Genomic DNA, 19,690 nt, shown 5'->3' with positions numbered 1-19,690 from the left:
CAACTGCTGACGCGGGGGCCGCTCGGCTCGGGCTATCCGGTGCCGGGCACGCATGCGCCGGCGATGCTCGGCGCCTATGCGGCTGCGGGCGCCGCCGGGGTCGGCTTCGGTGGTGCCGCCGCGATTGCTGATCGCCGGCATCGTCGCCGCGCTGCTGAGCTTCGCGATGCGCCGGCTGCGCGTGCTGATCCCCAACGAGGTCGCCGGCGTGGTGGTGATGCTGATCGGCGTCTCGCTGATCCTGCTGGCGACGCAGATCCTCGGCCTGCAAGCTGGTGGCAGCGCGCCCGGGCCGATGGGCGTGGTGGTGATGCTGGCGAGCATCCTGGCGATGGTGGTGGTGGCGCTCAGCCGCACGAAGCTCGCCCGGCTCTCGGTGCTGGTCGGCGCGGCCTTCGGCGTGGTGCTGGCGATCCTGTTGGGCGAGGTGCCGGCCAACGCGGCCGCGGTGGTCGCCGCGAGTCCCTGGTTTGACCTGCCGCACCCCTGGCTGCCGGATTTCGGCGACATGCAGCCGGCGCCGCTCGCCGCCTTCCTGCTGGCGCTGGTCGCCGCGAAGGCTTCCGCCGCCGGCGGCTTCCTGATGATCCAGCGCGCCGCGGATGCCGGCTGGACGCGGCCGGACCCGCCGCCGGTGCAACGCGGGCTGTTGGCCAACGGCATCGCGATCATCGCCGCGGGCGCGTTCGGCGCCGCCGCACCCGGCCCGGCGACGGCGGCTGCCGGCCTCTCGGTTGCCACCGGCACGCTGGCGCGGCGCATCGTCTGGATCGGCACGGCGATCCTGGTGCTGGTCGCCTTCTGCCCGAAGCTTGTCGCGCTGTTCGTGGTCGCACCGGCTTCGGTGAAGGCCGCGACGCTGATCTATGTCTCCGGCTTCATCATCGTGCAGGGCGCACAGCTTGCGACAGTGCGGCTGCTGGATGCGCGTCGGTCCATGGTGGTGGCGCTCGGCATGGGGGCGGGCATGACCGCGGCCACGGCGCCGGTGGCCTTCGCCGCGCATGTGCCGGCGCTTGCCTCGCCGCTCGCGCTTGGTGCCATGCTGGCCTTCCTGGCCAATCTCGCGACCATGCCGCTGGTGACGCAGCGCGCCGCAGTGCGCCTGTCACCCGGGCTGGATGCGGGGCGCGAGGCCAGCGAATGGGCGGCCGAGACGGCGCGCGGCTGGGGCCTCAGGCCCCAGACCGGACGCGCGATCGAGCGCGCGCTGGTGGAGATCGCGGAGGTGTTGGGACGACACCGGGTGGCGGCGCTGGAGGTCAGCGCGCGGCGCGGCGAGGATCGGGTGGACCTGCTGCTCGCCTGGCAGGGCAGCCCGCTGCCGGAGCCGGCGGCACGCCCACCGCAGGCGGAAGACCTGCTGGAGGATGATTCCGCACAGGACACCTTCGCGCTCTGGCTCGCCACGCGTGAGGCGCTGGCCGTCACCCGCCGCAACAGCGGCGAGGACTGCGAGATGCGCTTGGTCTTCGAGGACTGAAGCGGCCGCTACAGGCGGACGCTGGTGGTGCTGAAGCGCTGGTCCGCGGATTGCTGCACGCGCGTGTCGAGCACGGCATAGGCGCCGATCGCGACGACCAGGGCCGCGATGCAGCCGATCAGGACGGATTTCATGGGCGCGGCCTCCCCGCTGAACCTTGCATCTACGAAGTAAAACCGGCGTGGGCGGCGCGCAAGATGATCTCGGCCTCCGCCAGGTCCTCGGGCGCATTCGCGTTGAAGAAGGGGTCGTGGGGCGCGGCCGGCCAGGCCGCCTCGGCGCAGCCATGGCGCGCCGTCCAGCGGTCGATCTTGCGCTCGCCCGCCAGCAGCGCGGCGCGCAACTCGGCGCGAAGCGCCACCGGCCAGAGGCCGATCGGCGGGTGGGTGCGGCCGGCGGAACTTGCACAGGCCAGCGGCACGCCCGCGTCCTCCCGCGCCGCATGCAGCCGCGCCACGAGGTCGCCGGGGATGAAGGGTGCGTCGCCGGTGACGGAGACCACCCAGGGCAGGTCCGGGTGCACCGCCGCCGCATGCTCCAGCGCGGCGAGGATGCCCGCCAGCGGCCCGGGGTGATTTGGCAGCGTGTCCGCGATCACCGGCAGGCCATGCGCGGCGAAACGTGCGGGATCGCCATTGGCGTTCAGCACCAGCGCCGGCACCTGCGGACGCAGCCGGTCCAGCAGATGATCGAGGATCGGCCGGCCGCCGATCCGCCGCAGCGGCTTGTCGCCGCCGCCCATGCGCCGCGCCAGCCCGCCGGCGAGCACCACGCCGAGCGTGTCGTCACGCATCGTCGGAACCGGCGATGGCGTCCGCGCTGTTCTTGCGCCAGTGCTTCGCGCTTTCCTCCGGCACATAGGCGAGATCCGCGTCGAAGACGATGCGCTGTTCGCCGGCCAGCGCGACGAAGCGCTTGCCCTTGCAGCGGCCGATAAGCGTCAGGTTCGCTTCCCGCGCCAGTTCCACGCCCCAGGCGGTGAAGCCGGAGCGCGAAACCAGGATCGGGATGCCCATGCGCACGGTCTTGATGACCATCTCCGAGGTGAGCCGGCCGGTGGTGTAGAAGATCTTGTCCTCCGGCTGCTCGCCTTCGCGGAACATCCAGCCGGCGATCTTGTCCACCGCATTGTGACGGCCGACATCCTCCATGTAGACGATCGGCTCGTCTTCGCGGCACAGCGCGCAACCATGGATCGCCCCGGCCTCGAGGTACAGGCTCGGCAGCGTGTTGATGCGGTGGAGCAGGCGATACAGCCAGCTTGTCCGCAACTCGGCTGTCGGAGACAGCCGCACGGAGGCAAAATCCTCCATCAGGTCCCCGAAGGCGGTGCCCTGGGCACAACCGGAGGTCAGCGTCTTCTTCCTGAGCTTCGCCTCGAAATCGGTCTGCCGGTCGGTGCGGACGACGACGACGGCCAGATCCTCGTCGTACTCGACGCCGGCCACCGCATCGTACCGGCGCAGCATGCCCTGGTTCAGCAGATAGCCGAGCGCGAGGTCCTCCGGGCGGTCCAGGATCGTCATCATCGTCACGATCTCCTGCCCGTTCAGATAGAGCGTGAGCGGGCGTTCGACCGTGACCGCGGTCTCGATCCGCGCGCCGGTCTGGTCGATGCCGGCGACCCGGCGGGTGAGGCGGGGGTCGGTCGGGTCGGGCTGGACGCGCAACAGGGGCGTGGTCATGACGCGGGAAGGGTGGTGCGGCGCGGGCGCCACCGCAAGCGTGCAGCCTGCAATCGGCTTCACCCGAAAGGGTGAGAACGTTCGTTCTTTCTCAACCAATCTCCTTGCAAGGTGAAACAGGTCCGGGCGCATTTGTGCGACGGATCAACCGCTCGCGAAACAACACCCGTGCAAACAGACGTCTCCACCCTCGCGCTGGGCCTGTATGAAGCGCTGCTGGACGGGCGCGGCCTGCTGCCCGCGCTGCGCGACGTCGCCGATCGCGTCGGCGCCTCCGGCCATGCCGTGCATCTCGTGCATCACCGGGCCGGACGGCCGGTGCGCAGCGTCTCCGCCACGCAAGGCGGCGTCGGCGGCGCGGCGCTGGAGGAGTATTCGCGCTACTGGGTGCGGCACGACCCCTGGGCGCAGGCCGTTCCCCGCCTGTCGCTCGGCGTATGGGACATGGCGCGCGCGGTGCCGCCGGAGGCGCTGCGCCGCAGCCGGCTCTGGAACGAATGGGGCAAGCGCAACGACGCGGCGTTCCACGCCATCGGCGTGCCGGTGCTGCGTTCCGGCGAGGCGATCGGCAGCCTCGCGTTCCACCGCCGCGCGGACGAGGCGGCTTTCGACGCGGGCGATCTGGCGCTGATGGAGGCGCTGTTCCCGCATCTGCGGCGCTGCTTCGCGGCGGAATCCGGCTTCGCGAACCTGCGCAGCGTGCCGGAAGGCGGGCTGCGCGCGGCGCTGGATGCGCTGCCGGACGGCGTCGCGCTGCTGGATGCGGAGCGGCACCTGGTCTTCGCCAATGCGTCCCTGCTGGGCATGGTTGCGCAGGGCGACGGGCTGTCGCTGGGCCAGCGCGGCCTGGACGCCACCGATGCAGCGGCGCGGCCGGCGCTGGGCCGGGCGGTGACGGCAGGGCTTGCCGCGGCGGAGGGGAGGGTGGGGCTGCTTCCGCTGGCGGGCAGCCTGGCGGTGCCGCGGCGGTCCGGCGGCGCGCCCTGGACCATCCGCGCGATACCGGTCACGGCGCGCGCCGCGGCCGGCGAGGCCCCTGGCTTCCGCGGCGCGATGCTGCTGGTCACGGATGGCGAGAAGCGGGCGCGGCCGCATGCGGCGTTGCTGGCGCGGCTGTTCGGGCTGACGGCGGCCGAATCGGCGCTCGCGGCGTCGCTGGCGGCGGGCCGGACGCTCGAGGAACACGCGAAGCGTCGTGGTGTCTCGCGTGAGACGGTCCGTACGCAACTCGCCGGCATACGGCGCAAGACCGGATGCCGGCGTCAGGCGGATCTCGTCGCGCTGCTGTCCCGCCTGCCCGGATGAGCCGGGCGGCGGTGCAGGGTTTCAGGCCGTGGCGCGGCGCGCCACGATCAGGCCGGCGAGCGCGAAGCCGAACAGGCCGAGCGCGCCGGGCAGGGGCACCGGGTTGATCGGGTCCGGGCCGCCGCCGAAGAGCTTCTGCTTGTCGTCCGGATCGCCATTCGCAAGGATCGGCGTGTAGAGGGTCCCGCCGCCGCCATCGTAGGTGCCGGGCCGCAGGCTTGCGACCAGCGCGTCCACGTCGTTGCTCACGGCATCGAAGGTGACGGTCGGGTAGATCGTCTCCCAGATCAGGACCTGATAGGCCGCCGAGTACAGCGAGGTGTTGGTCCCCGGGTTGGCCAGCGCGGCATCGCCCTCGGTCACCAGACCGTTGACGCGAGAAATCTGCGCGGCGGAGAGCGGGTTGGGCGGGGTGGCGCCGTCATTCGTCAGGTCGCCCGTCTCGAACAGCTGCGGCGGGCTGTAGATGCCGCGGTTCAGCGAGTTGAAGATGTCGACGCACCAGAGAAACAGCTCCTGCTGCGTCACCGTGCGAACGATGAACCGCCCGGCGTTCACCGTCTCGTCCACGCCCAGCCCGACAATCTTGACCTGCCGGGACTGATTGCTGAACTGGATACTCTCGACCGAGATCGTGTCCGCCGTGGCGGGCAATGCCACCGCGAAGGAAAGAGCCGCTGCACCCGCCGCTATCGCTGTCCGGAACATGTCCACACCTCGCCTTACAAGTTCGAACATCATAACGCACCGTATAGCGAATGAATAGAACCGTGAGGTTGTAAACTTTTCGCGCGACCTGCACGCGGCGGTAGCGGAAGCGGTTGCGCCGTCAGCGGCGGAATCGCGCGCCGAGACCTGCGGCCTGCATCAGTGCAGCCGCGCCCCAGCCCCATGCGCCGTTCACCAGCGCGATGCGTGCCCAGTTCCAGACATAGATGACGTTCCAGATCGGCAGGCCCTGTTCGCCGTAGTACGGCGCGAAGCCGAAACCGGTGCACACCAAAGCGCCGAACAGAAAGCCGGCCAGCAGCACCGGGGGACGCAGCAGCCACAGTACGAATCCCAGCAACACGCCCCAGCTACCGCCCCAGAACAGCAGGTTCAGCAGTTCCGGCAGGCCGACCGGCGGCGCGAAGCGGAAGCTGAAGCCGGCCGATGGCGGGCGCAGGCCCTCCGGCACGCCGAGCGTCGTGCGCAGCCAGAAGTAGTTGTGGAAAAGCAGGAAATTCGTGCCTTCATGGAACAGCGGCACGGCTATGGCGCCGCACAGGAAGCCGATCACGAGGGTCCGCCACATACGGCGACGAGATCCCGCAGCGCCTAGCGGCGTGCCGCTCTCGGCCGCGCGGCCGCGAGGGCGGCCAGTGCGACCGCGCACAATGTAAGGCCGCCGGGCGCAGGCACGCGGTTGAGGATCACATCATCGAGTACCAGTTCCGTCGTCACGCCGGGGCCTGTCTGGATGTGCCCCCAATTGGTGAAGGCAATGGGGGTGGCCGCGGCATCGGCCGTGAAGGTGACGTAGTAGCGCCGCGTCCCGGTCGTGACTTCGAGGAAGACGGACTGCGTGCCGATGCCCAGACCGAACACGCCGCTTGGCAGGCTCGGCGGTCCTTCCCCGGTGACCCAGAAATCGAGCAGGTAGGTCGCGCCGGGCGTCAGGCCGACAGTCTGCGACAGCGTCACCTGGCCCTGATTCGTGGGCACCGTGTTGGTGAAGGCGACGGGCCCCGGGAACGTCACGATGCCGTTCGCCGCGAAGCTGGGTGTCTGCGATGCCGCGGTGATCCAATTGCCGAAATACACGCAGTTCGCTCCCTCAGCGCAGGGCGCGGCGGCCATGGGCAGCGGGCCCCACCAGCCATAGGCCCCGCTGGGGTAGCTGGCGCTCCAAGATGGGATCGAGACGCCGGGACCGCCGGTATTCGCGCCCGTGTAGGGGCCGTTGCCGGTCCACATCTGGTTGCCCGCGGCACCGCTCTCGAAGCCGCCATTGGCGATCAGGTTCGCCGCCGGGTTTGCCTGCGGCGCCACCCCGGTTGCGATGCCGAGGATGCCCGCCCTGGCTTCAAGGCAGGTCGTCGCGAGCAGGACGATGACGAGCGCGCCGAAACGCGCGATACCGGACGCGGGCATGGCTGCGACGCCCCCCTCCGCGTCGCGGGGCAAGTGCATACCCGCCTTCGCCGCGCCGCATTGCCACAGATTAGCAATGGTTCCGCGGCCGTGGAAATATCTTGCGTGCGGCGTCAGCGAGACTCCGCCTGGACCATGAGGTCGGATGGCCTTGTCAGGTCCACGGTCATGCGGACCGGATTGTTCAGGTAGAACTCGTCGCGCGGGAACACATCGGTCAGGGACGCCTCGGCGCGCGGGCTGCCCGGCTCCCAGCGCAGCGGCGGCCGCGTGAAGAAGCTGCGGTAGTCGGCGAAGTCGCGGTTGCCCTGGGCGAGGTGCGCGGCGACCCGCGGATCGGCGAAGCGTGCCGCAAGCCGCTCCGCATCATAATCGATGGGGCTGTCGGAGCCGATCAGGACGGAACCGGGCATCAGCAGAAGCGTGTGCGGGAACACCGCGGCGAAGGTCTCGACCGCGCGCCGGGTCGGCCCCCACTGCACATAGATCCCGCCGGGCGCCAGCCGCCGGCGCACCTGCTCCAGGAATTCCCGGGAATAGAGCAGGCCGGAATGCGAGCCCTCCGGCAGGATCGCATCCGCCTGGATCACGTCGTACTGCGTCTCCCCCTTCGACAGGGCACGACGGCCGTCGCCGTATTCCAGCGTCCAGCGGGGGTTGCGGAACATCTCGGCGATCGGGCCATCCGGGTTGCGCTCGGCCAGTTCCTGGTGCGCGGCGATCACCGGGCCGACCAGCTCGATGGCGCGGATGCTCGCCGTCTCCGGCGCGATGCCGGCCGCCCAGGGCGTGCCGCCGGAGCCGATGCCGATGCACAGGATGCGCTCCGGATCAGCATGCAGCAGCGGCCCGACCGCACCCAGGAACTGATGGATCGGCAGGAACGGGATGCGGCCCTGCGCAAAGCCCTGGATGAAGAAGGGGCCATGCGGCTGCGTCGCATCGGCCGAGTCATCGCGGAAGAAGGCGACGCCGGAGCGGTCCTCGGCCCAGGCGGTGCGATGGCCCGGCTGTTCCGCATGCAGGCGCGACCACAGCGCCGCGTTGGAGGGCAGCGCCAGCAGCGCCAGCACGCAGGCGGCGGCCAACGCAACCTCCGGCCGGCGCCGCCAGCCCGCCTTCCACAGCCAGCCGAGGACCAGCAGCAGCGACAGCACCGCGAGAAGCTGCAGCGTGCCCGCGGTCCCGAGCAGGTGGAAGGTGACGATGCCCGTGCCGATCGAGCCCGCGGCGTTGCCGAGGATGTTCGCAAGCTGCACCCAGCCGACGCGCGCCCCGACGCTCGCCAGGTCCTGCTGCACGGCGCGCTGCACGAAGGGGAAGGTCATGCCGATGACGAAGCTGGGCGGGCCCACCACCAGCACGATCAGCAGCATCGTCGTGGCCAGGCCCTCGCCGCGCAGGCGCTGGATGTCGGCATTGACGACGCTGCTGATCGGCCAATGCGGCAGCGCCCAGTAGAGGGCGAGGATCAGCGCCGCGCCGAGCACGAAGCCGCCGGCCTGGGTGATGAAGAAGGCCGGGCGGGGGTCTTTCATGCGGCGCACCATGCGCGCCGCCACTGCCATGCCGGCGCCGTCGGCCAGCAGGAACACGCCGAGGACGGTGGGGAACAGATAGGCGTGGTATTGGCCGACCTGGCCCATCAGCCGCACCCAGACGATCTCCAGCGCGACGATCACGTAGCCCGAAAGAAAGACCAGCAGGCACCACAGCCGAAGGCTGCCGAAGGGCTCGGTGTCCACGGCCTTCGGCGTTGCCGCCGCACGCGGCATCGCGGCTTCCGTGCGGCGCAAGGCCGGCAGCAGGGTCAGCGCGAGCAGCGCCGCGAAGGCGTCCAGCCCGGCCGCCAGCACCAGCGCGCCGACGAAGCCGAGATTGCCCACCAGCAGCCAGCCGCCGAGCAGGGCGCCGAGGCCCGCGCCCAGCGTGTTCAGCCCGTAGAGCGTGCCAACCCGTTCCGCGACGGTGTCGAGGCTGGTGGCGATGGCCCGCGCCAGCAGCGGCAGCGACGCGCCCATCAGCGTCGTCGGCAGCACCAGCCCGGCGAAGCAGAGCGCGAAGATCGCCGCCGGCGCGTCCACCACGCCGGCCAGGTCAGTGGCAAGGAAATCGTAGAGGAAGAGCTTCGACACCAGGGCAAAGGCGCCGACACCGGCCTCGGCCAGCGCGAAGCCGACAAGCGCCTGCGCGGCCGTCAGCCGGTCCGCGATTTTTGCGCCCAGGATCGAGCCGAGGCCGAGCCCCGCCAGGAAGGCACCCACCACCAGCGCCGCGGAGACCGTGTCCGATCCCGCGAAGATGCCCAGCATGCGCTGCCACACGATCTGGCACAGCAGCGCAGCGAAGCCCGAGCAGAAGAATGCGACCGCGAGCCGCGGCATGTCCCCCGTCCCCCTCGACCGGGCCCCCCCCCCGGGACCGATCGTTTCCCTTTGCCCCCTGATGGAGGCAGGATTGCGGCACCATGACGGTTCGTAAAGGGGGGCTCACGGTGTCGCGAGCCGCCCCACCGGATTGTCGGCGCGGGCCCTCTTGCCGGCGCGGCGCGGCCCGCGCAGCTTCCCCGCCTCACGGTGACAGGGAAGCGGTCGGGTGAACGGCGCGGAAAGTCTGGTCCATACGCTGCTGGCCTCGGGGGTGGAGGTCTGCTTCGCCAACCCCGGCACCAGCGAGATGCATTTCGTCGCCGCGCTGGACCGCATCCCCGGCATGCGCTGCGTCCTCGGCCTGCAGGAGAACGTCGTCACCGGCATGGCGGACGGCTACTGGCGCATGGCGGGCAAGCCGGCGGCGACGCTGCTGCATTGCGGGCCCGGCCTCGCGAACGGTCTGGCCAACATCCACAATGCGCGGCGCGCGCGGTCCGGCATGGTGAACTGCGTCGGCGACCAGGCGACCTATCATCGGCCCTTCGATGCGCCGCTGACCGCGGATACCGAGGGCTTCGCGCGCGGCGTGTCGGCCTGGACCCGCACGGTCCGCCGCGCCGACGAGGTCGGGCGCGACGCCGCAGTCGCGGTGCAGGCCGCACGGACCTCGCCGGGGCAGGTCGCGACGCTGATCCTGCCGTCGGACACCTGCTGGGACGAGGCGACGGTCGGCCCCGCCGCCGCGCTGCCCGTGCCCGCCGCGCCGCAGGCCGACCCGATGGCGATCCGCAACGCCGCGCGCGTGCTGCGGGACCGGAAGGACGTGCTGATCCTGCTCGGCGGGCTGGCGCTGACGGCCGAGGCGCAGGAGCTCGCCTGGCGCATCGCCGCGCATACGGGCGCCGCGCTGATGGCGGAGGGCTCGAACGGCCGCTTCGAGCGGGGCCGCGGCCGCCCGCCGCTGGAGCGCGTGCCCTATCCCGTGGACGTCGCGCTGGAGGCGCTGAAGCCGTACACGACCATCGTGCTGGTCAATAGCCGCATGCCCGTCGGCTTCTTCGCCTATCCTGGCAAGCCGTCACTGCATTGCCGCGAGGACGCCGAGGCCGTGCTGCTGACGCGCTACGAGGCCGACCCGATCCAGGCGTTGACTGCGCTGGCGGAGGAGTTGCGCGCGCCGGCCGCGGACCTGCCCGATCCCGGCCCGCGGCCGGAGCCCGCGCGCGGCGCGCCGACACCCGAGGGGCTGGCGCGGACGCTGGCCGCGCTGATGCCGGACGAGGCGATCGTGGCGGATGAAAGCGTCTCCTTCGGCCGCGGCTTCTTCAAGGAAACCCATTGCGCGCCGAAGCATGACTGGCTGCAGATCACCGGCGGCGCGATCGGCTGCGGCATCCCGCTGGCGACCGGCGCGGCGGTCGGCGCGCCGGGGCGCCGGGTGATCAACCTGCAGGCCGATGGCTCCGGCATGTACACGCTGCAGGGGCTGTGGACGCAGGCACGCGAGAAGCTGCCGGTGACCACCATCGTGCTGAGCAACCGCAAATACGCGATCCTGCTGGGCGAATACCGCGGCGTCGGCGCCAATCCGGGCCGCACGGCGATGGACATGATGGACCTCGGCAATCCGGACCTCGACTGGGTGAAGCTCGCCAACGGCATGGGCGTGGAGGCGGCGAAGACCGCGACGCTGGAAGGCTGCGCCGACCTGATGAAGCAGTCCTTCTCGCGCGAGGGTCCGTTCGTGATCGAGCTGGAGATCTGAGAAGCTATGTCGATGGACCTCGGCCTCACCGGCAAGCGCGTTCTCATCACCGGCGGCTCGAAGGGGATCGGGCTGGCCTGCGCGGAATCCTTCGCGGAGGCCGGCTGCGACATCATCCTCGTCTCGCGCGACGCGGCCGCACTGACCAAAGCGGCCGACGTTGTGCGCGGCAAGGCGCAGGTGGCGGTGGAAACCTTCGCGGCCGACCTCTCGACCGATGCGGGTCGCGCCAGCCTGCACGCGGCGCATCCCGACCCGGACATCCTGGTGAACAACGCCGGCGCGATCCCCGGCGGGCGGCTTTCCGACATCCCGATGGAGCGCTGGCGCGCGGCCTGGGACCTCAAGCTGCTGGGCTACATCCACCTGTGCCAGCTCTATTTGCCGGGCATGGAGGCGCGGAAGGCGGGCGTGATCTGCAACATCATCGGCATGGCCGGCCGTACGCCGCGCGCGGGCTACATTGCGGGCGCGACGGCGAACGCCGCGCTGATCGCCTTCACCTCCGCGCTCGGCGGCGCTTCGGTCGCGCACGGCGTGCGCGTCTTCGGCATCAACCCCGCCGCGACGCGCACCGATCGGATGATGACGCTGGCGCGCACCAATGCGCAGCAGCAGTTCGGCGACGAGGCGCGCTGGGCGGAGACGCTGACGGGGCTGCCCTTCGGCCGCGCCATCGAGCCGCGCGAGATCGCCGACCTCGCTGCCTTCCTGGCCTCGCCCCGCGGCGGCTATGTCAACGGCACGGTCGTGGACGTGGATGGCGGCGCGATGTTCCGCTGAGGGCTGGCGCTACGGTTCCAGCACGAACAGCTTCCCCACCGCCGCCGGCACCACGCGCTCGCCGAAGGCGCGCTCCAGCGCATTCACGGCGCGCCAGCCTGTGCAATGCGCCGGGATGAGCAGCGGCAGGTCGAACTGCGCCAGGTCGGCGACTGTTTCCGGGATGATCGCCTCGTTCTCGCCCGAGAGGTGGAAGCCGCCCATCGCGGCGAACAGCGGCACGTCAGGGAAGCTCTCGCGCGCCGCATGCAGCACATTGACGATGCCGGCGTGCGAGCAGGCGCTGAACACGACCAGGCCGCGGCCGCGGACATGCACGGCGCAGAAGCGCTCATCCATCAGCAGCTCGTCCCATTCCCACGGGTCGGCCTCGGTCGCGCGGGCCACCTGGCCGGGCAGGCCGCGCTCATAGGGCGTGCGGCGCGGGATCTCGCCGCTGATCCAGAGCGTCTCGTCGAACAGCGCGGCCGGCCGGTCGGTGACGACAGGCGCAGCACCCATCGCCGCCCAATCCTGCGGCGCCGGAACGCGATCCATCGGGAAGACGCCGCCATCCGGCTGGCGGCCGCCGCGCTCGCGGAACATGCCGGGATGCAGGTGGAGCGGCACGGCCCGCCCTCCATTCGCCGCGGTGATGAACTCCAGCGCCTTCGGGATGCCGCCCGCATGGTCCCAATGGCCGTGGCTCAGCATCGCCGCCTCGATCTCGCCGAAGGGCACGCCGAGCTTCGGGCCGTTGCGCGCGATCGCGTAGGGATCGGGGCCGCCATCGAACAGGAATCGATGGCGCGCGGCCCCGCGATGAAGCGTGATCACCAGGGAAAGCCCGTGATTGGCGCAGCACAGTGCGCCGCCGCTGGTCCGCGTCAGGCCGAAGCGGCGCAACACGTTCCATTCGCGGGTGACGAAGGGCGGCACGCGGGAGAGGCTGTCGGTGACGTTGTCCACCAGCACCTGGATCTCCAGGCGGTCCACCGGCTGCAGCATCGCCACGCCCCCTCAGATGCGCTCGATATCGGCCCCCACCGCGGCGAGCTTGCGCTCCACCGCCTCATAGCCGCGGTCTAGGTGATAGACTCGGTTCACGATGGTCTCGCCCTGCGCCGCCAGTCCCGCCAGCACCAGGCTGACGGAGGCGCGCAGGTCTGTTGCCATCACCGGCGCGCCCGAGAGCTTCGGCACGCCGCGGACGATCGCGCTCTGGCCGTGATACTTGATGCGCGCGCCCATGCGCATCAGCTCCGGCACATGCATGAAGCGGTTCTCGAAGATCGTCTCGGTGATCATCGAAGCGCCGTCGGCGACGCACATCAGCGCCATGAATTGCGCCTGCATGTCGGTGGCGAAGCCTGGGAAGGGCTCCGTCATCACGTCGGTGCCGTGCAACCCGTTCAGGCGGCTGACCATCAACCCGTCATTGCGCTCCGCGACATCCACGCCGGCGTCGCGCAGCACGCGCGCGACGGCGCCGAGGTCGGTCAGTCGCGCGCCTTCCAGCATCACCTGCCCGCCCGTGATCGCGGCGGCACAAGCGAAGGTGCCGGCCTCGATGCGGTCGGGGATGATCGGATGCGTCGCCGCGCCGAGGTTCTTCACGCCTTCGACCGTCAGCTTGCCCGTGCCGATGCCCTCGATGCGGGCGCCCATGCGCATCAGGCACATGGCGAGGTCGCCGATCTCCGGCTCCTGCGCGGCGTTCACCAGCTCGGTCACGCCATCGGCCAGGCAGGCGGCCATCAGCAGGTTCTCGGTGGCGCCGACGCTGACCTGCGGGAAGATGATCTTCGCGCCCTTGAGCCCGCCCGCTCGCGCCTTCGCCTCGATGTAGCCGCTGTCGAGCGCGATGGTCGCGCCCATCTGTTCGAGGCCCTTGAGGTGCAGGTCCACCGGCCGCGTGCCGATGGCGCAGCCGCCGGGCAGCGAGACCTTCGCCTCCCCGAAGCGGGCCAGCAGCGGCCCCAGCACCAGCACGCTCGCGCGCATCTTGCGCACGATGTCGTAGGGCGCTTCCAGGTTGGTCGCGCTGCCCTGCAGGATCAGGCGTCGTCCCGCCCGGTCGTGCTCCACCAGCAGCCCATGCTGCGCGAGCAGTGCGCGCATGGTCGCGATATCAGCCAGGTCCGGCGCGTTCTCCAGCACCAGCGGCCCGTCGGAGAGCAGCGCGGCGGTCATCAGAGGCAGCGTCGCGTTCTTCGCGCCGCTGATGGGTATGGTGCCGTTGAGCGGCTTGCCGCCGCGGATGCGGATGCGGTCCATGGCCATCAGAGCTTCGGCAGCGCGACGCCGCGCTGGCCCATGTATTTGCCCTTGCGATCGGCGTAGCTGACCTCGGGCGGCGCGGCGCCCTGCAGGAACAGGAATTGGCAGATACCCTCGTTCGCGTAGATGCGGGCGGGCAGGGGGGTGGTGTTGCTGATCTCGATCGTCACCTGGCCTTCCCATTCCGGCTCCAGCGGGGTGACGTTCACGATCAGGCCGCAACGCGCATAGGTGGATTTGCCGAGGCAGATCACCAGCACGTCGCGGGGGATGCGGAAGTATTCCACCGTGTGGCAGAGCAGGAAGGAATTCGGCGGGATGATGCAGGTCTCGCCGCGCCGCGTGACGAAGCCCTGCTCCGAGAAGCCCTTCGGATCGACGATGGCGTTGTCGACATTGGTGAAGATCTTGAATTCGTCGGCCAGGCGCGCGTCGTAGCCATAGGAAGACAGGCCGAAGGAGATCACCCCCTCCCGCCGCTGGCTTTCCACGAAGGGCTCGATCATGCCGTGTTCCGTCGCCATGCGGCGGATCCAGCTGTCGGGCATGATGGGCATGAGCGTAACGACCCCCAGGCGCGCTGTCCCGGCCGGGTTAGCGGAACCCTCGGGCGGCGTCCATTCAGCCTTCCTTCGCCGTGTCGTCTCGGCGTGGCGCCTCCGCCGCACGGGCGCGTGCCTGCGCCTTGCGGCGCCGCAGGTTCTCGCGCAGCGCGGCGGCAAGCCGGGCCTCCCGCTCCGCCCGCGCGCTGCTTGCGGGGCGCTCGGCCGGGCGGCCGGGCGGCGTGTCCTTCTTGTCCATGCCGGCTCAGAAGCGCCGCGCGCGGCCAGGGTCAAGGCCCGGCTTGTGGCATCGCCCCGGCCGGCGTCATGCTGCACCGGCACCGCGCCGGCAGAGGAGCGCGGCGAAGGAGGAGACGGCCATGACGCTCACCCGTCGCGCCGTGCTCGGCGCCGCCGGGCTGTCGCTTGCCGCGCCCGCGCTGGCCCAGGCCGAGGCGCGGCTCGGCATCATCGGCCATTCGGTCCATCGCAATGCCGTCAGCCAGGGCCCCGGCGGCAACATGCTCGGCGAACTCGCCGGCCCCGCCGGCTGGCGCGTGGAGTGGCTGACCTTCGGCGTGCCGGAGATCCATGACCGCCTGTTCCGCGAGGCCAGCCTGCGCGAGGGCGCGGTGGACCTCGCCTTCCTGCTCAACCGCTACGTCGCCCCGCGCGTGGCGGAGCTGTTCGTCCCGCTGGATGGCCCGGAAGGCGTCCTCCAGGGTCTGGCGGTCGAGGACATTCCGGAGGGCATGCGCCGCCCCTTCACCTTCGGCGGCCGGCTCTATGGCCTGCCCTTCCGCCAGGCGACCTCCGGCCTGTTCCTCAACGCCGCGCTGCTGGAGGAGCGCGGGATGGAGGTTGCGCCGCCGGCCTCGCCCGATGCGCTGGCCGCGGCAGTGCGCCGCGCCACCTTCCGCCGCGGCGATGGCCTGGCGGTGAACGGCCTGGTGCTGGACGGGCCGGGGCCGTCGCAGATGATCGACCTCGCGCGGATGTGGGACGGCGATTTCCTTTCGTCGGATCTCCAGCTCCGCGTGGAGGAGCCGGCGATGCTCAAGGCGCTGGATCTGCTGCGCGCGTTCTTCGCCGAAGGCGTGCTGCCGCGCACCTTTCCGCGCTTCTCGACCGAGCAGGTCACCACCGCCATGCAGCAGGGCCGCGCGGCCTTCGCGATCTCGCCGATCAGCCGCTTCACCGCGCTGAACAACCCGGCCTCCAGCCGCTATCCCGGCCGCATCCAGGTGGCGACGGTGCCTTCGGCGCCCGAGATCGTTTCGCGCTTCCCCGTGGCGCCGGTGAAGAGCGAGATCTGGGCGCTCGCCATTCCCCGCAATGCCCGCAACCGGGATGGCGCGGTCAAGGCGCTGCGTGGCTTCGGCAGCGCCGATGCCTCGCTGCGCGCTGCGCTGAACGGCAACGGGCCGGTGCGGCTCTCCACGCTGGGTGACCCGCGCTACGCCGCCGCCGTGCCCTGGGCCGTGGTGGAGGCCGCCGCGCTGCGCGATGCGCGCCCGCCGCTGCCGGGCTGGGAGAATGCGGCGCGCGCCGAGGACATCTTCCGCGAGGAAGTTGAGGCGATGCTGGTGCGCAACCAGCCCGCGCTGGAGATCGCCGCCAACATCGCGCGCCGCGTGCGGCCGTTGCTGGGTTGAAGAGGGGGAAACGTGGAACTCACCGCCGACGAACAGGACATCCTCGCCGGCAAGTCCGGCGAGGCGGCGCGCCGTGCGCTGGCCTACCAGATCGAGGTCGGCCGCTTCTTCGGCGCCCGTCGCTTCGTGCCGATCACCAACGCGCATGTCATGGGCGACATCGAGGTGCTGGGTGATGCCGGCCTGTCCTTCCTGAAGGAGATGCGCGAGCTCGGCGCCCGCGCGCGCATTCCCATCACCACCAACGCCCGCTGCATCGACTTCGCCTGGGCCGAGCGGCTCGGCCAGGACGCCGGCGAATGCGCCAAGGAACGCGAGGTGATCGCGACGATGCAGGGCATGAACGTGCTGACGACCGACACCTGCATCAACTACCAGACGCTCTACCAGCCGCATGTCGGGGAGCGCGTGGCCTGGGGCGACACCGGCACCTGCATCCACGCCAACAGCCTGTGCGGTGCGCGCACCAACTTCGAATCCGGCCCCGCCGCGTTGGCCGCGGCGATCACCGGACGCACGCCGGAATACGGCTTCCAGCTCGACGAGCACCGCCGCGGCAGCTTCATCGTGGACCTCTCCGACGCCACGCTGGCGGACCTCGCCGACTGGGGCGCGGTGGGCAAGCTGGTCGGCGAGAGCCATCAGAACTACTTCGCCGTGCCGGTCTTCACCGGCTTCCGGCGCACGCCGCTGTCGGACGAGCTGAAGCAGCTCGGCTGCGCGCTGGCCTCCTACGGCTCGATGGGCATGTACCACATGATCGGCGTGACGCCGGAGGCGCCGACCCTGGAAGCCGCCTTCCACGGCAGCGTGCCCGCCGATGTCGAGCGCATGGTCGTGGACGATGCGCGGATCGAGGCGGTGTACCGCGGCTATGACCTCGGCGATGGCGATGCGCGGCTCGTGGTGTTCAGCGGCCCGCAACTCTCCCTGTTCGAGATGAAGACGCTGTCCGAGCTCTTCGCCGGCCGGCAGGTGGCGCGCGGCAGCGCCTGCTTCGTCACCACCAGCAACGGCGTGCTGAGCGCGGCGCGCAAGCTCGGCTACCTCGACCCGCTGGAGAAGGCGGGCGTCGCCGTGCTGGAAGGCGTCTGCTTCTACATCCTGCAGAACCTGACGCCGATGCGGGAAAAGAATGGCTGGCGCAACATGATCAGCAACAGCGCGAAGATCGTGAACATCATCGGCGCGCACAAATTCCGCACCATCCTGCGCCGCACCGCGGACTGCGTGGAGATCGCCTGCACGGGAAAACTCTCATGAGCGCGCCGCTGGCCACGATCACCCTCGCCCGCGCCTTCGGCCCCGTGGTGGAAGGCGAGGCGATCGTCTCCGACGAGGGCTTCTCCCCGCGCTACGACCTCGACCGCTGGACGGGCCTCATCACCAAGCCCGGGCACAAGCTGGAAGGGCTGAGCATCAAGGAGAAGATCTGCTTCTTCCCCACCGCCAAGGGCGGTATCGCCGCCGGCTGGGCGTTCAACGACATCAAGGCCAAGGGCATCGCGCCCAAGGCCTTCGTCTTCGGCGTGACCAACCCCGTGATGGTGCAAGGCGCCGTGCTCGCCGGCATCCCCATCACCGAAGGCTGGTCGCCGGACCCGCGCACGATCATCCGCACCGGCGACCACGTCCGCCTGGACCCGAGCCGCCGCGTGGTGGAACTGCTGCGGCGGGGCGGGTGAAGGCGGGAGGGGCCTTGCCCCTCCCGGACCCTCCCCACCAAGGGGCAGTGGCCCCTTGGAACCCTTGAGTTCATGGGTGGGAGAGGGAGCGGGCTTGAGCGACCGCTTGCGCCGGAACGCGCTTTCGCCCCCTCCCTCTCCCACCCATTGAAGGCAGGTCCAGGAGCCTCAGGCTCCTGGCAGGAGGGGTTCGGGGAGGGCAGCGCCCTCCCCGCGCCTCACCGCTTCCTGCTCCAGCAATTCGATCACGCCGCCGGCTTGCCAGATGTCCAGCATGCGCGGCGAGAAGGGGCGGGCCTGGAGGGTCTGGCCGGAGGCGGTGCGGATGGTGCCGGTGGCGGGGTCGGCTTCGAGGATCTCGCCGTCCGCGACGGCGGCGGTGATGCCGGGGCAGGTCATGATGGGCAGGCCGACATTCAGCGCGCGTCGGACCAGGCCGGATTCGCAGGATTCCACGATGACCACGCTGATGCCGGAGACGCGCATGGCGACGGAGGCGTCCACGTGGTTGTGGTGGCCGAAATTCACGCCGGCGACGACGATGTCGCCTTGCTGCACCTGGTCGGGGAATTCGGGCCGCAGAAGGGTGAAGCAGATGCGGCGCAGTTTCTCGGTGTCGAAGGCCTTGCCGAAGCCGGTGGCGACGGCGGCGAAGTCGATGATGCCGTCATCGCCGCTGACATGGTCGCCGAACTTCCAGACGCGGCCGCGGCGAAGCGTTCCGCTCATCGCAGGAACTCCCGCGGATCGGTGATCCGCCCGGCGACCGCGGCGGCGGCGACGGCGTACGGACCCGCAAGGAAGATCTCCGCCGTGCGGCTGCCGTTGCGGCCGGCGTAGTTGTACTGGTTGGTGGAGATGCAGACCTCGCCATCGGCGAGCTGGCCGTGATAGCCCCAGCAGGTGGTGCAGCCCGGCGCAAGGATGGTGGCGCCGGCGTCGGAGAAGACTTCCAGCAAGCCTTCCCGCGCGGCGGCGCCGTAGACCTCGCGGCTGCCGGGCGTGATGTACATCGTCACGCCATCCGCCAGGCGCCGCCCGCGCAGGATCGCTGCGGCGGCGCGCATGTCGTCCAGCCGGTTGCCGGCGCAGGAGCCGATCGTCGCCTGCGTCACGCGCCGTCCGGCGACCTCCGAGAGCGGCACGCCGCCATGCACTTCGGGCGGCACCGTGACCATCGGTTCCAGCGCGGAGAGATCGTAGGCGGCCTCGACATGCCAGTCGGCGTCGTCATCGGCCTGCACGACCTGCCAGGGCCGGCCGGCGTCGCGGGCACGGACGTAGTCCAGCGCGACCTGGTCCACCGCCATAAGCCCGGTGTCGGCGCCGGCATGGTAGAGCACGGACAGCACGGTCTGCCGGTCGTCCAGCGACAGCGTCGAAACGCCCGGCCCGACGAACTCGACCGAGCATTGCAGCAGCTTGTCCGTGGGACCGAAGTCGCGCAGGAAGGCCTGCGCCAGGTCGCGGCCGGTGACGCCGAAGGGCAGCCGGCCCGTCAGCGTGATGCGCGCGCCGCGCGGCACCTGCACCCAGGTCTCGTCGGTCAGAAGCGGGACCAGCACCTCGCGCGAGATCGGGATGCAGAGCGCCCCGACCGCGCCGATGCTGGCGATGTTCTGCTCGTCGCCGAACACGAAGACGCCGGGGCGCGCGATACCCTTCTCCAGCAGGATCAGGTGGCGCAGCCCACTGCCGGGGCCGTAGAAATGCGTGATGCCCTGCTCCGCGCAGAAGTCGCGCATGCGCTGGTGCGAGACATGGTGCGCGGAGCCCATTGCGGCGCTGGTGGTGTGGTCCACCACGATCACCGCCTTGTCCGGCCGCGGCAGCCGCGTGATGCGGGTGCGCTTCATGTCCGCCATCTGCACGGGCCAGTTCAGCTCCATGCTGACGGTGGCGTCCGGCGTGACGGTGACGTAGTCGCCGGCGCCGACGCGCTCGAGCCCGGCGGCGCGCGCGATGATCTTCTGCGTCGCAGTCTGGCCCGTCATGGCGTGCGCACGAAGGCTTCGCCTCC

General features: G+C 70.7%; 20 protein-coding genes. 7 read left to right on the top strand and 13 right to left on the bottom strand.

Going from position 1 to position 19,690, the window contains the following annotated elements; translation table 11 throughout:
- Positions 1 to 76: 76 nt before the first annotated feature.
- Complete coding sequence (locus E4T13_RS10585) at positions 77 to 1,483, top strand: solute carrier family 23 protein (protein WP_170984921.1); 1,407 nt, start codon at positions 77 to 79, stop codon at positions 1,481 to 1,483.
- Positions 1,484 to 1,491: 8 nt separating this feature from the next.
- On the opposite strand, the gene E4T13_RS30765 is transcribed toward E4T13_RS10585, so the two are convergent.
- Genes E4T13_RS30765 through fdhD form a run of 3 tightly spaced genes read right to left on the bottom strand, consistent with a single transcriptional unit; the run spans position 1,492 to position 3,168 of the window.
- Entirely contained in the window at positions 1,492 to 1,617 is a 126-nt protein-coding gene (locus tag E4T13_RS30765) for a hypothetical protein (RefSeq protein WP_256370443.1), read from the bottom strand.
- 29 nt (positions 1,618 to 1,646) lie between these two features.
- Positions 1,647 to 2,276, bottom strand: a complete 630-nt coding sequence (mobA, locus tag E4T13_RS10580; protein WP_137178227.1) for a molybdenum cofactor guanylyltransferase MobA — start codon at positions 2,274 to 2,276, stop codon at positions 1,647 to 1,649.
- Positions 2,269 to 3,168: a formate dehydrogenase accessory sulfurtransferase FdhD gene (gene fdhD / locus E4T13_RS10575; protein WP_137178226.1), complete on the bottom strand. Its 900-nt coding sequence runs from the start codon at positions 3,166 to 3,168 to the stop codon at positions 2,269 to 2,271. Before fdhD ends, mobA begins: the two co-directional genes overlap by 8 nt.
- 168 nt (positions 3,169 to 3,336) lie before the next feature.
- Here fdhD and E4T13_RS10570 point away from each other — a divergent pair, with 168 nt between their 5' ends.
- Positions 3,337 to 4,473, top strand: a complete 1,137-nt coding sequence (locus tag E4T13_RS10570) for a helix-turn-helix transcriptional regulator (RefSeq protein WP_137178225.1) — start codon at positions 3,337 to 3,339, stop codon at positions 4,471 to 4,473.
- 21 nt (positions 4,474 to 4,494) lie between these two features.
- Here E4T13_RS10570 and E4T13_RS10565 read toward each other — a convergent pair whose 3' ends face one another.
- The 4 genes from E4T13_RS10565 to E4T13_RS10550 form a co-directional block, all read right to left on the bottom strand.
- Complete coding sequence (locus E4T13_RS10565) at positions 4,495 to 5,181, bottom strand: PEP-CTERM sorting domain-containing protein (RefSeq protein WP_137178224.1); 687 nt, start codon at positions 5,179 to 5,181, stop codon at positions 4,495 to 4,497.
- A gap of 121 nt (positions 5,182 to 5,302) precedes the next feature.
- Entirely contained in the window at positions 5,303 to 5,770 is a 468-nt protein-coding gene (locus E4T13_RS10560; protein ID WP_137178223.1) for a hypothetical protein, read from the bottom strand.
- A 23-nt stretch (positions 5,771 to 5,793) separates the two neighbouring features.
- Positions 5,794 to 6,642 carry a hypothetical protein gene (locus E4T13_RS10555; RefSeq protein WP_137178222.1) on the bottom strand — a complete coding sequence of 283 codons (849 nt, stop codon included), beginning with the start codon at positions 6,640 to 6,642 and terminating at the stop codon, positions 5,794 to 5,796.
- Between the two features lie 80 nt (positions 6,643 to 6,722).
- Positions 6,723 to 8,993, bottom strand: a complete 2,271-nt coding sequence (locus tag E4T13_RS10550) for a fused MFS/spermidine synthase (protein WP_137178221.1) — start codon at positions 8,991 to 8,993, stop codon at positions 6,723 to 6,725.
- Positions 8,994 to 9,204: 211 nt separating this feature from the next.
- Between E4T13_RS10550 and E4T13_RS10545 the strand changes: the two genes are divergently transcribed.
- Complete coding sequence (locus tag E4T13_RS10545) at positions 9,205 to 10,746, top strand: acetolactate synthase large subunit (RefSeq protein WP_137178220.1); 1,542 nt, start codon at positions 9,205 to 9,207, stop codon at positions 10,744 to 10,746.
- Positions 10,747 to 10,758: 12 nt separating this feature from the next.
- Positions 10,759 to 11,529 (top strand): short-chain dehydrogenase/reductase, encoded by a 771-nt coding sequence (locus E4T13_RS10540; RefSeq protein ID WP_137178219.1) that lies wholly within the window; start codon positions 10,759 to 10,761, stop codon positions 11,527 to 11,529.
- A 9-nt stretch (positions 11,530 to 11,538) separates the two neighbouring features.
- On the opposite strand, the gene E4T13_RS10535 is transcribed toward E4T13_RS10540, so the two are convergent.
- The 4 genes from E4T13_RS10535 to E4T13_RS10520 all read right to left on the bottom strand — a co-directional run bounded on the left by E4T13_RS10535 (position 11,539) and on the right by E4T13_RS10520 (position 14,589).
- The gene (locus tag E4T13_RS10535; RefSeq protein ID WP_137178535.1) at positions 11,539 to 12,516 is read right to left on the bottom strand and encodes an MBL fold metallo-hydrolase; all 978 of its coding nucleotides are present in this window, start codon (positions 12,514 to 12,516) and stop codon (positions 11,539 to 11,541) included.
- 12 nt (positions 12,517 to 12,528) lie between these two features.
- On the bottom strand, positions 12,529 to 13,785 hold the full coding sequence (gene murA / locus E4T13_RS10530) for a UDP-N-acetylglucosamine 1-carboxyvinyltransferase (protein ID WP_137178534.1): 1,257 nt from the start codon (positions 13,783 to 13,785) through the stop codon (positions 12,529 to 12,531).
- Between the two features lie 5 nt (positions 13,786 to 13,790).
- Positions 13,791 to 14,345 (bottom strand): dCTP deaminase, encoded by a 555-nt coding sequence (gene dcd, locus E4T13_RS10525; RefSeq protein WP_137178218.1) that lies wholly within the window; start codon positions 14,343 to 14,345, stop codon positions 13,791 to 13,793.
- Between the two features lie 64 nt (positions 14,346 to 14,409).
- The gene (locus E4T13_RS10520; protein ID WP_137178217.1) at positions 14,410 to 14,589 is read right to left on the bottom strand and encodes a hypothetical protein; all 180 of its coding nucleotides are present in this window, start codon (positions 14,587 to 14,589) and stop codon (positions 14,410 to 14,412) included.
- A gap of 121 nt (positions 14,590 to 14,710) precedes the next feature.
- Here E4T13_RS10520 and E4T13_RS10515 point away from each other — a divergent pair, with 121 nt between their 5' ends.
- The 3 genes from E4T13_RS10515 to E4T13_RS10505 are packed head-to-tail and all read left to right on the top strand — an operon-like array spanning position 14,711 to position 17,670.
- Positions 14,711 to 15,985: an ABC transporter substrate-binding protein gene (locus E4T13_RS10515; RefSeq protein ID WP_137178216.1), complete on the top strand. Its 1,275-nt coding sequence runs from the start codon at positions 14,711 to 14,713 to the stop codon at positions 15,983 to 15,985.
- A 12-nt stretch (positions 15,986 to 15,997) separates the two neighbouring features.
- The gene (locus E4T13_RS10510) at positions 15,998 to 17,248 is read left to right on the top strand and encodes an aconitase X catalytic domain-containing protein (protein ID WP_137178215.1); all 1,251 of its coding nucleotides are present in this window, start codon (positions 15,998 to 16,000) and stop codon (positions 17,246 to 17,248) included.
- The gene (locus E4T13_RS10505; protein ID WP_137178214.1) at positions 17,245 to 17,670 is read left to right on the top strand and encodes an aconitase X swivel domain-containing protein; all 426 of its coding nucleotides are present in this window, start codon (positions 17,245 to 17,247) and stop codon (positions 17,668 to 17,670) included. Before E4T13_RS10510 ends, E4T13_RS10505 begins: the two co-directional genes overlap by 4 nt.
- A gap of 168 nt (positions 17,671 to 17,838) precedes the next feature.
- Here the strand turns inward: E4T13_RS10505 and E4T13_RS10500 are convergent, their stop codons facing one another.
- Complete coding sequence (locus tag E4T13_RS10500) at positions 17,839 to 18,399, bottom strand: 3-isopropylmalate dehydratase (protein ID WP_137178213.1); 561 nt, start codon at positions 18,397 to 18,399, stop codon at positions 17,839 to 17,841.
- The gene (locus E4T13_RS10495) at positions 18,396 to 19,664 is read right to left on the bottom strand and encodes an aconitase family protein (RefSeq protein ID WP_137178212.1); all 1,269 of its coding nucleotides are present in this window, start codon (positions 19,662 to 19,664) and stop codon (positions 18,396 to 18,398) included. The genes E4T13_RS10500 and E4T13_RS10495 overlap by 4 nt, the downstream gene beginning before the upstream one ends.
- Positions 19,665 to 19,690 lie beyond the last annotated feature (26 nt).

It is taken from the genome of Roseomonas sp. AR75 (genome assembly GCF_005222815.1).
GTDB lineage: Bacteria > Pseudomonadota > Alphaproteobacteria > Acetobacterales > Acetobacteraceae > Falsiroseomonas.
The sequence above is the reverse complement of the archived record's forward strand: the minus strand, read 5'-3'. Positions and strand labels throughout refer to the sequence as shown.

Coding starts and splice junctions, on each gene's coding strand:
- E4T13_RS10585 (WP_170984921.1), top strand. CDS start 77: ATGCGGCTGCGGGCGCCGCCGGGGTCGGCTTCGGTGGTGCCGCCGCGA.
- E4T13_RS30765 (WP_256370443.1), bottom strand. CDS start 1,617: ATGAAATCCGTCCTGATCGGCTGCATCGCGGCCCTGGTCGTCGCGATC.
- mobA (WP_137178227.1), bottom strand. CDS start 2,276: ATGCGTGACGACACGCTCGGCGTGGTGCTCGCCGGCGGGCTGGCGCGG.
- fdhD (WP_137178226.1), bottom strand. CDS start 3,168: ATGACCACGCCCCTGTTGCGCGTCCAGCCCGACCCGACCGACCCCCGC.
- E4T13_RS10565 (WP_137178224.1), bottom strand. CDS start 5,181: ATGTTCCGGACAGCGATAGCGGCGGGTGCAGCGGCTCTTTCCTTCGCG.
- E4T13_RS10560 (WP_137178223.1), bottom strand. CDS start 5,770: ATGTGGCGGACCCTCGTGATCGGCTTCCTGTGCGGCGCCATAGCCGTG.
- E4T13_RS10550 (WP_137178221.1), bottom strand. CDS start 8,993: ATGCCGCGGCTCGCGGTCGCATTCTTCTGCTCGGGCTTCGCTGCGCTG.
- E4T13_RS10540 (WP_137178219.1), top strand. CDS start 10,759: ATGGACCTCGGCCTCACCGGCAAGCGCGTTCTCATCACCGGCGGCTCG.
- E4T13_RS10535 (WP_137178535.1), bottom strand. CDS start 12,516: ATGCTGCAGCCGGTGGACCGCCTGGAGATCCAGGTGCTGGTGGACAAC.
- murA (WP_137178534.1), bottom strand. CDS start 13,785: ATGGACCGCATCCGCATCCGCGGCGGCAAGCCGCTCAACGGCACCATA.
- dcd (WP_137178218.1), bottom strand. CDS start 14,345: ATGCCCATCATGCCCGACAGCTGGATCCGCCGCATGGCGACGGAACAC.
- E4T13_RS10520 (WP_137178217.1), bottom strand. CDS start 14,589: ATGGACAAGAAGGACACGCCGCCCGGCCGCCCGGCCGAGCGCCCCGCA.
- E4T13_RS10515 (WP_137178216.1), top strand. CDS start 14,711: ATGACGCTCACCCGTCGCGCCGTGCTCGGCGCCGCCGGGCTGTCGCTT.
- E4T13_RS10505 (WP_137178214.1), top strand. CDS start 17,245: ATGAGCGCGCCGCTGGCCACGATCACCCTCGCCCGCGCCTTCGGCCCC.
- E4T13_RS10500 (WP_137178213.1), bottom strand. CDS start 18,399: ATGAGCGGAACGCTTCGCCGCGGCCGCGTCTGGAAGTTCGGCGACCAT.
- E4T13_RS10495 (WP_137178212.1), bottom strand. CDS start 19,664: ATGACGGGCCAGACTGCGACGCAGAAGATCATCGCGCGCGCCGCCGGG.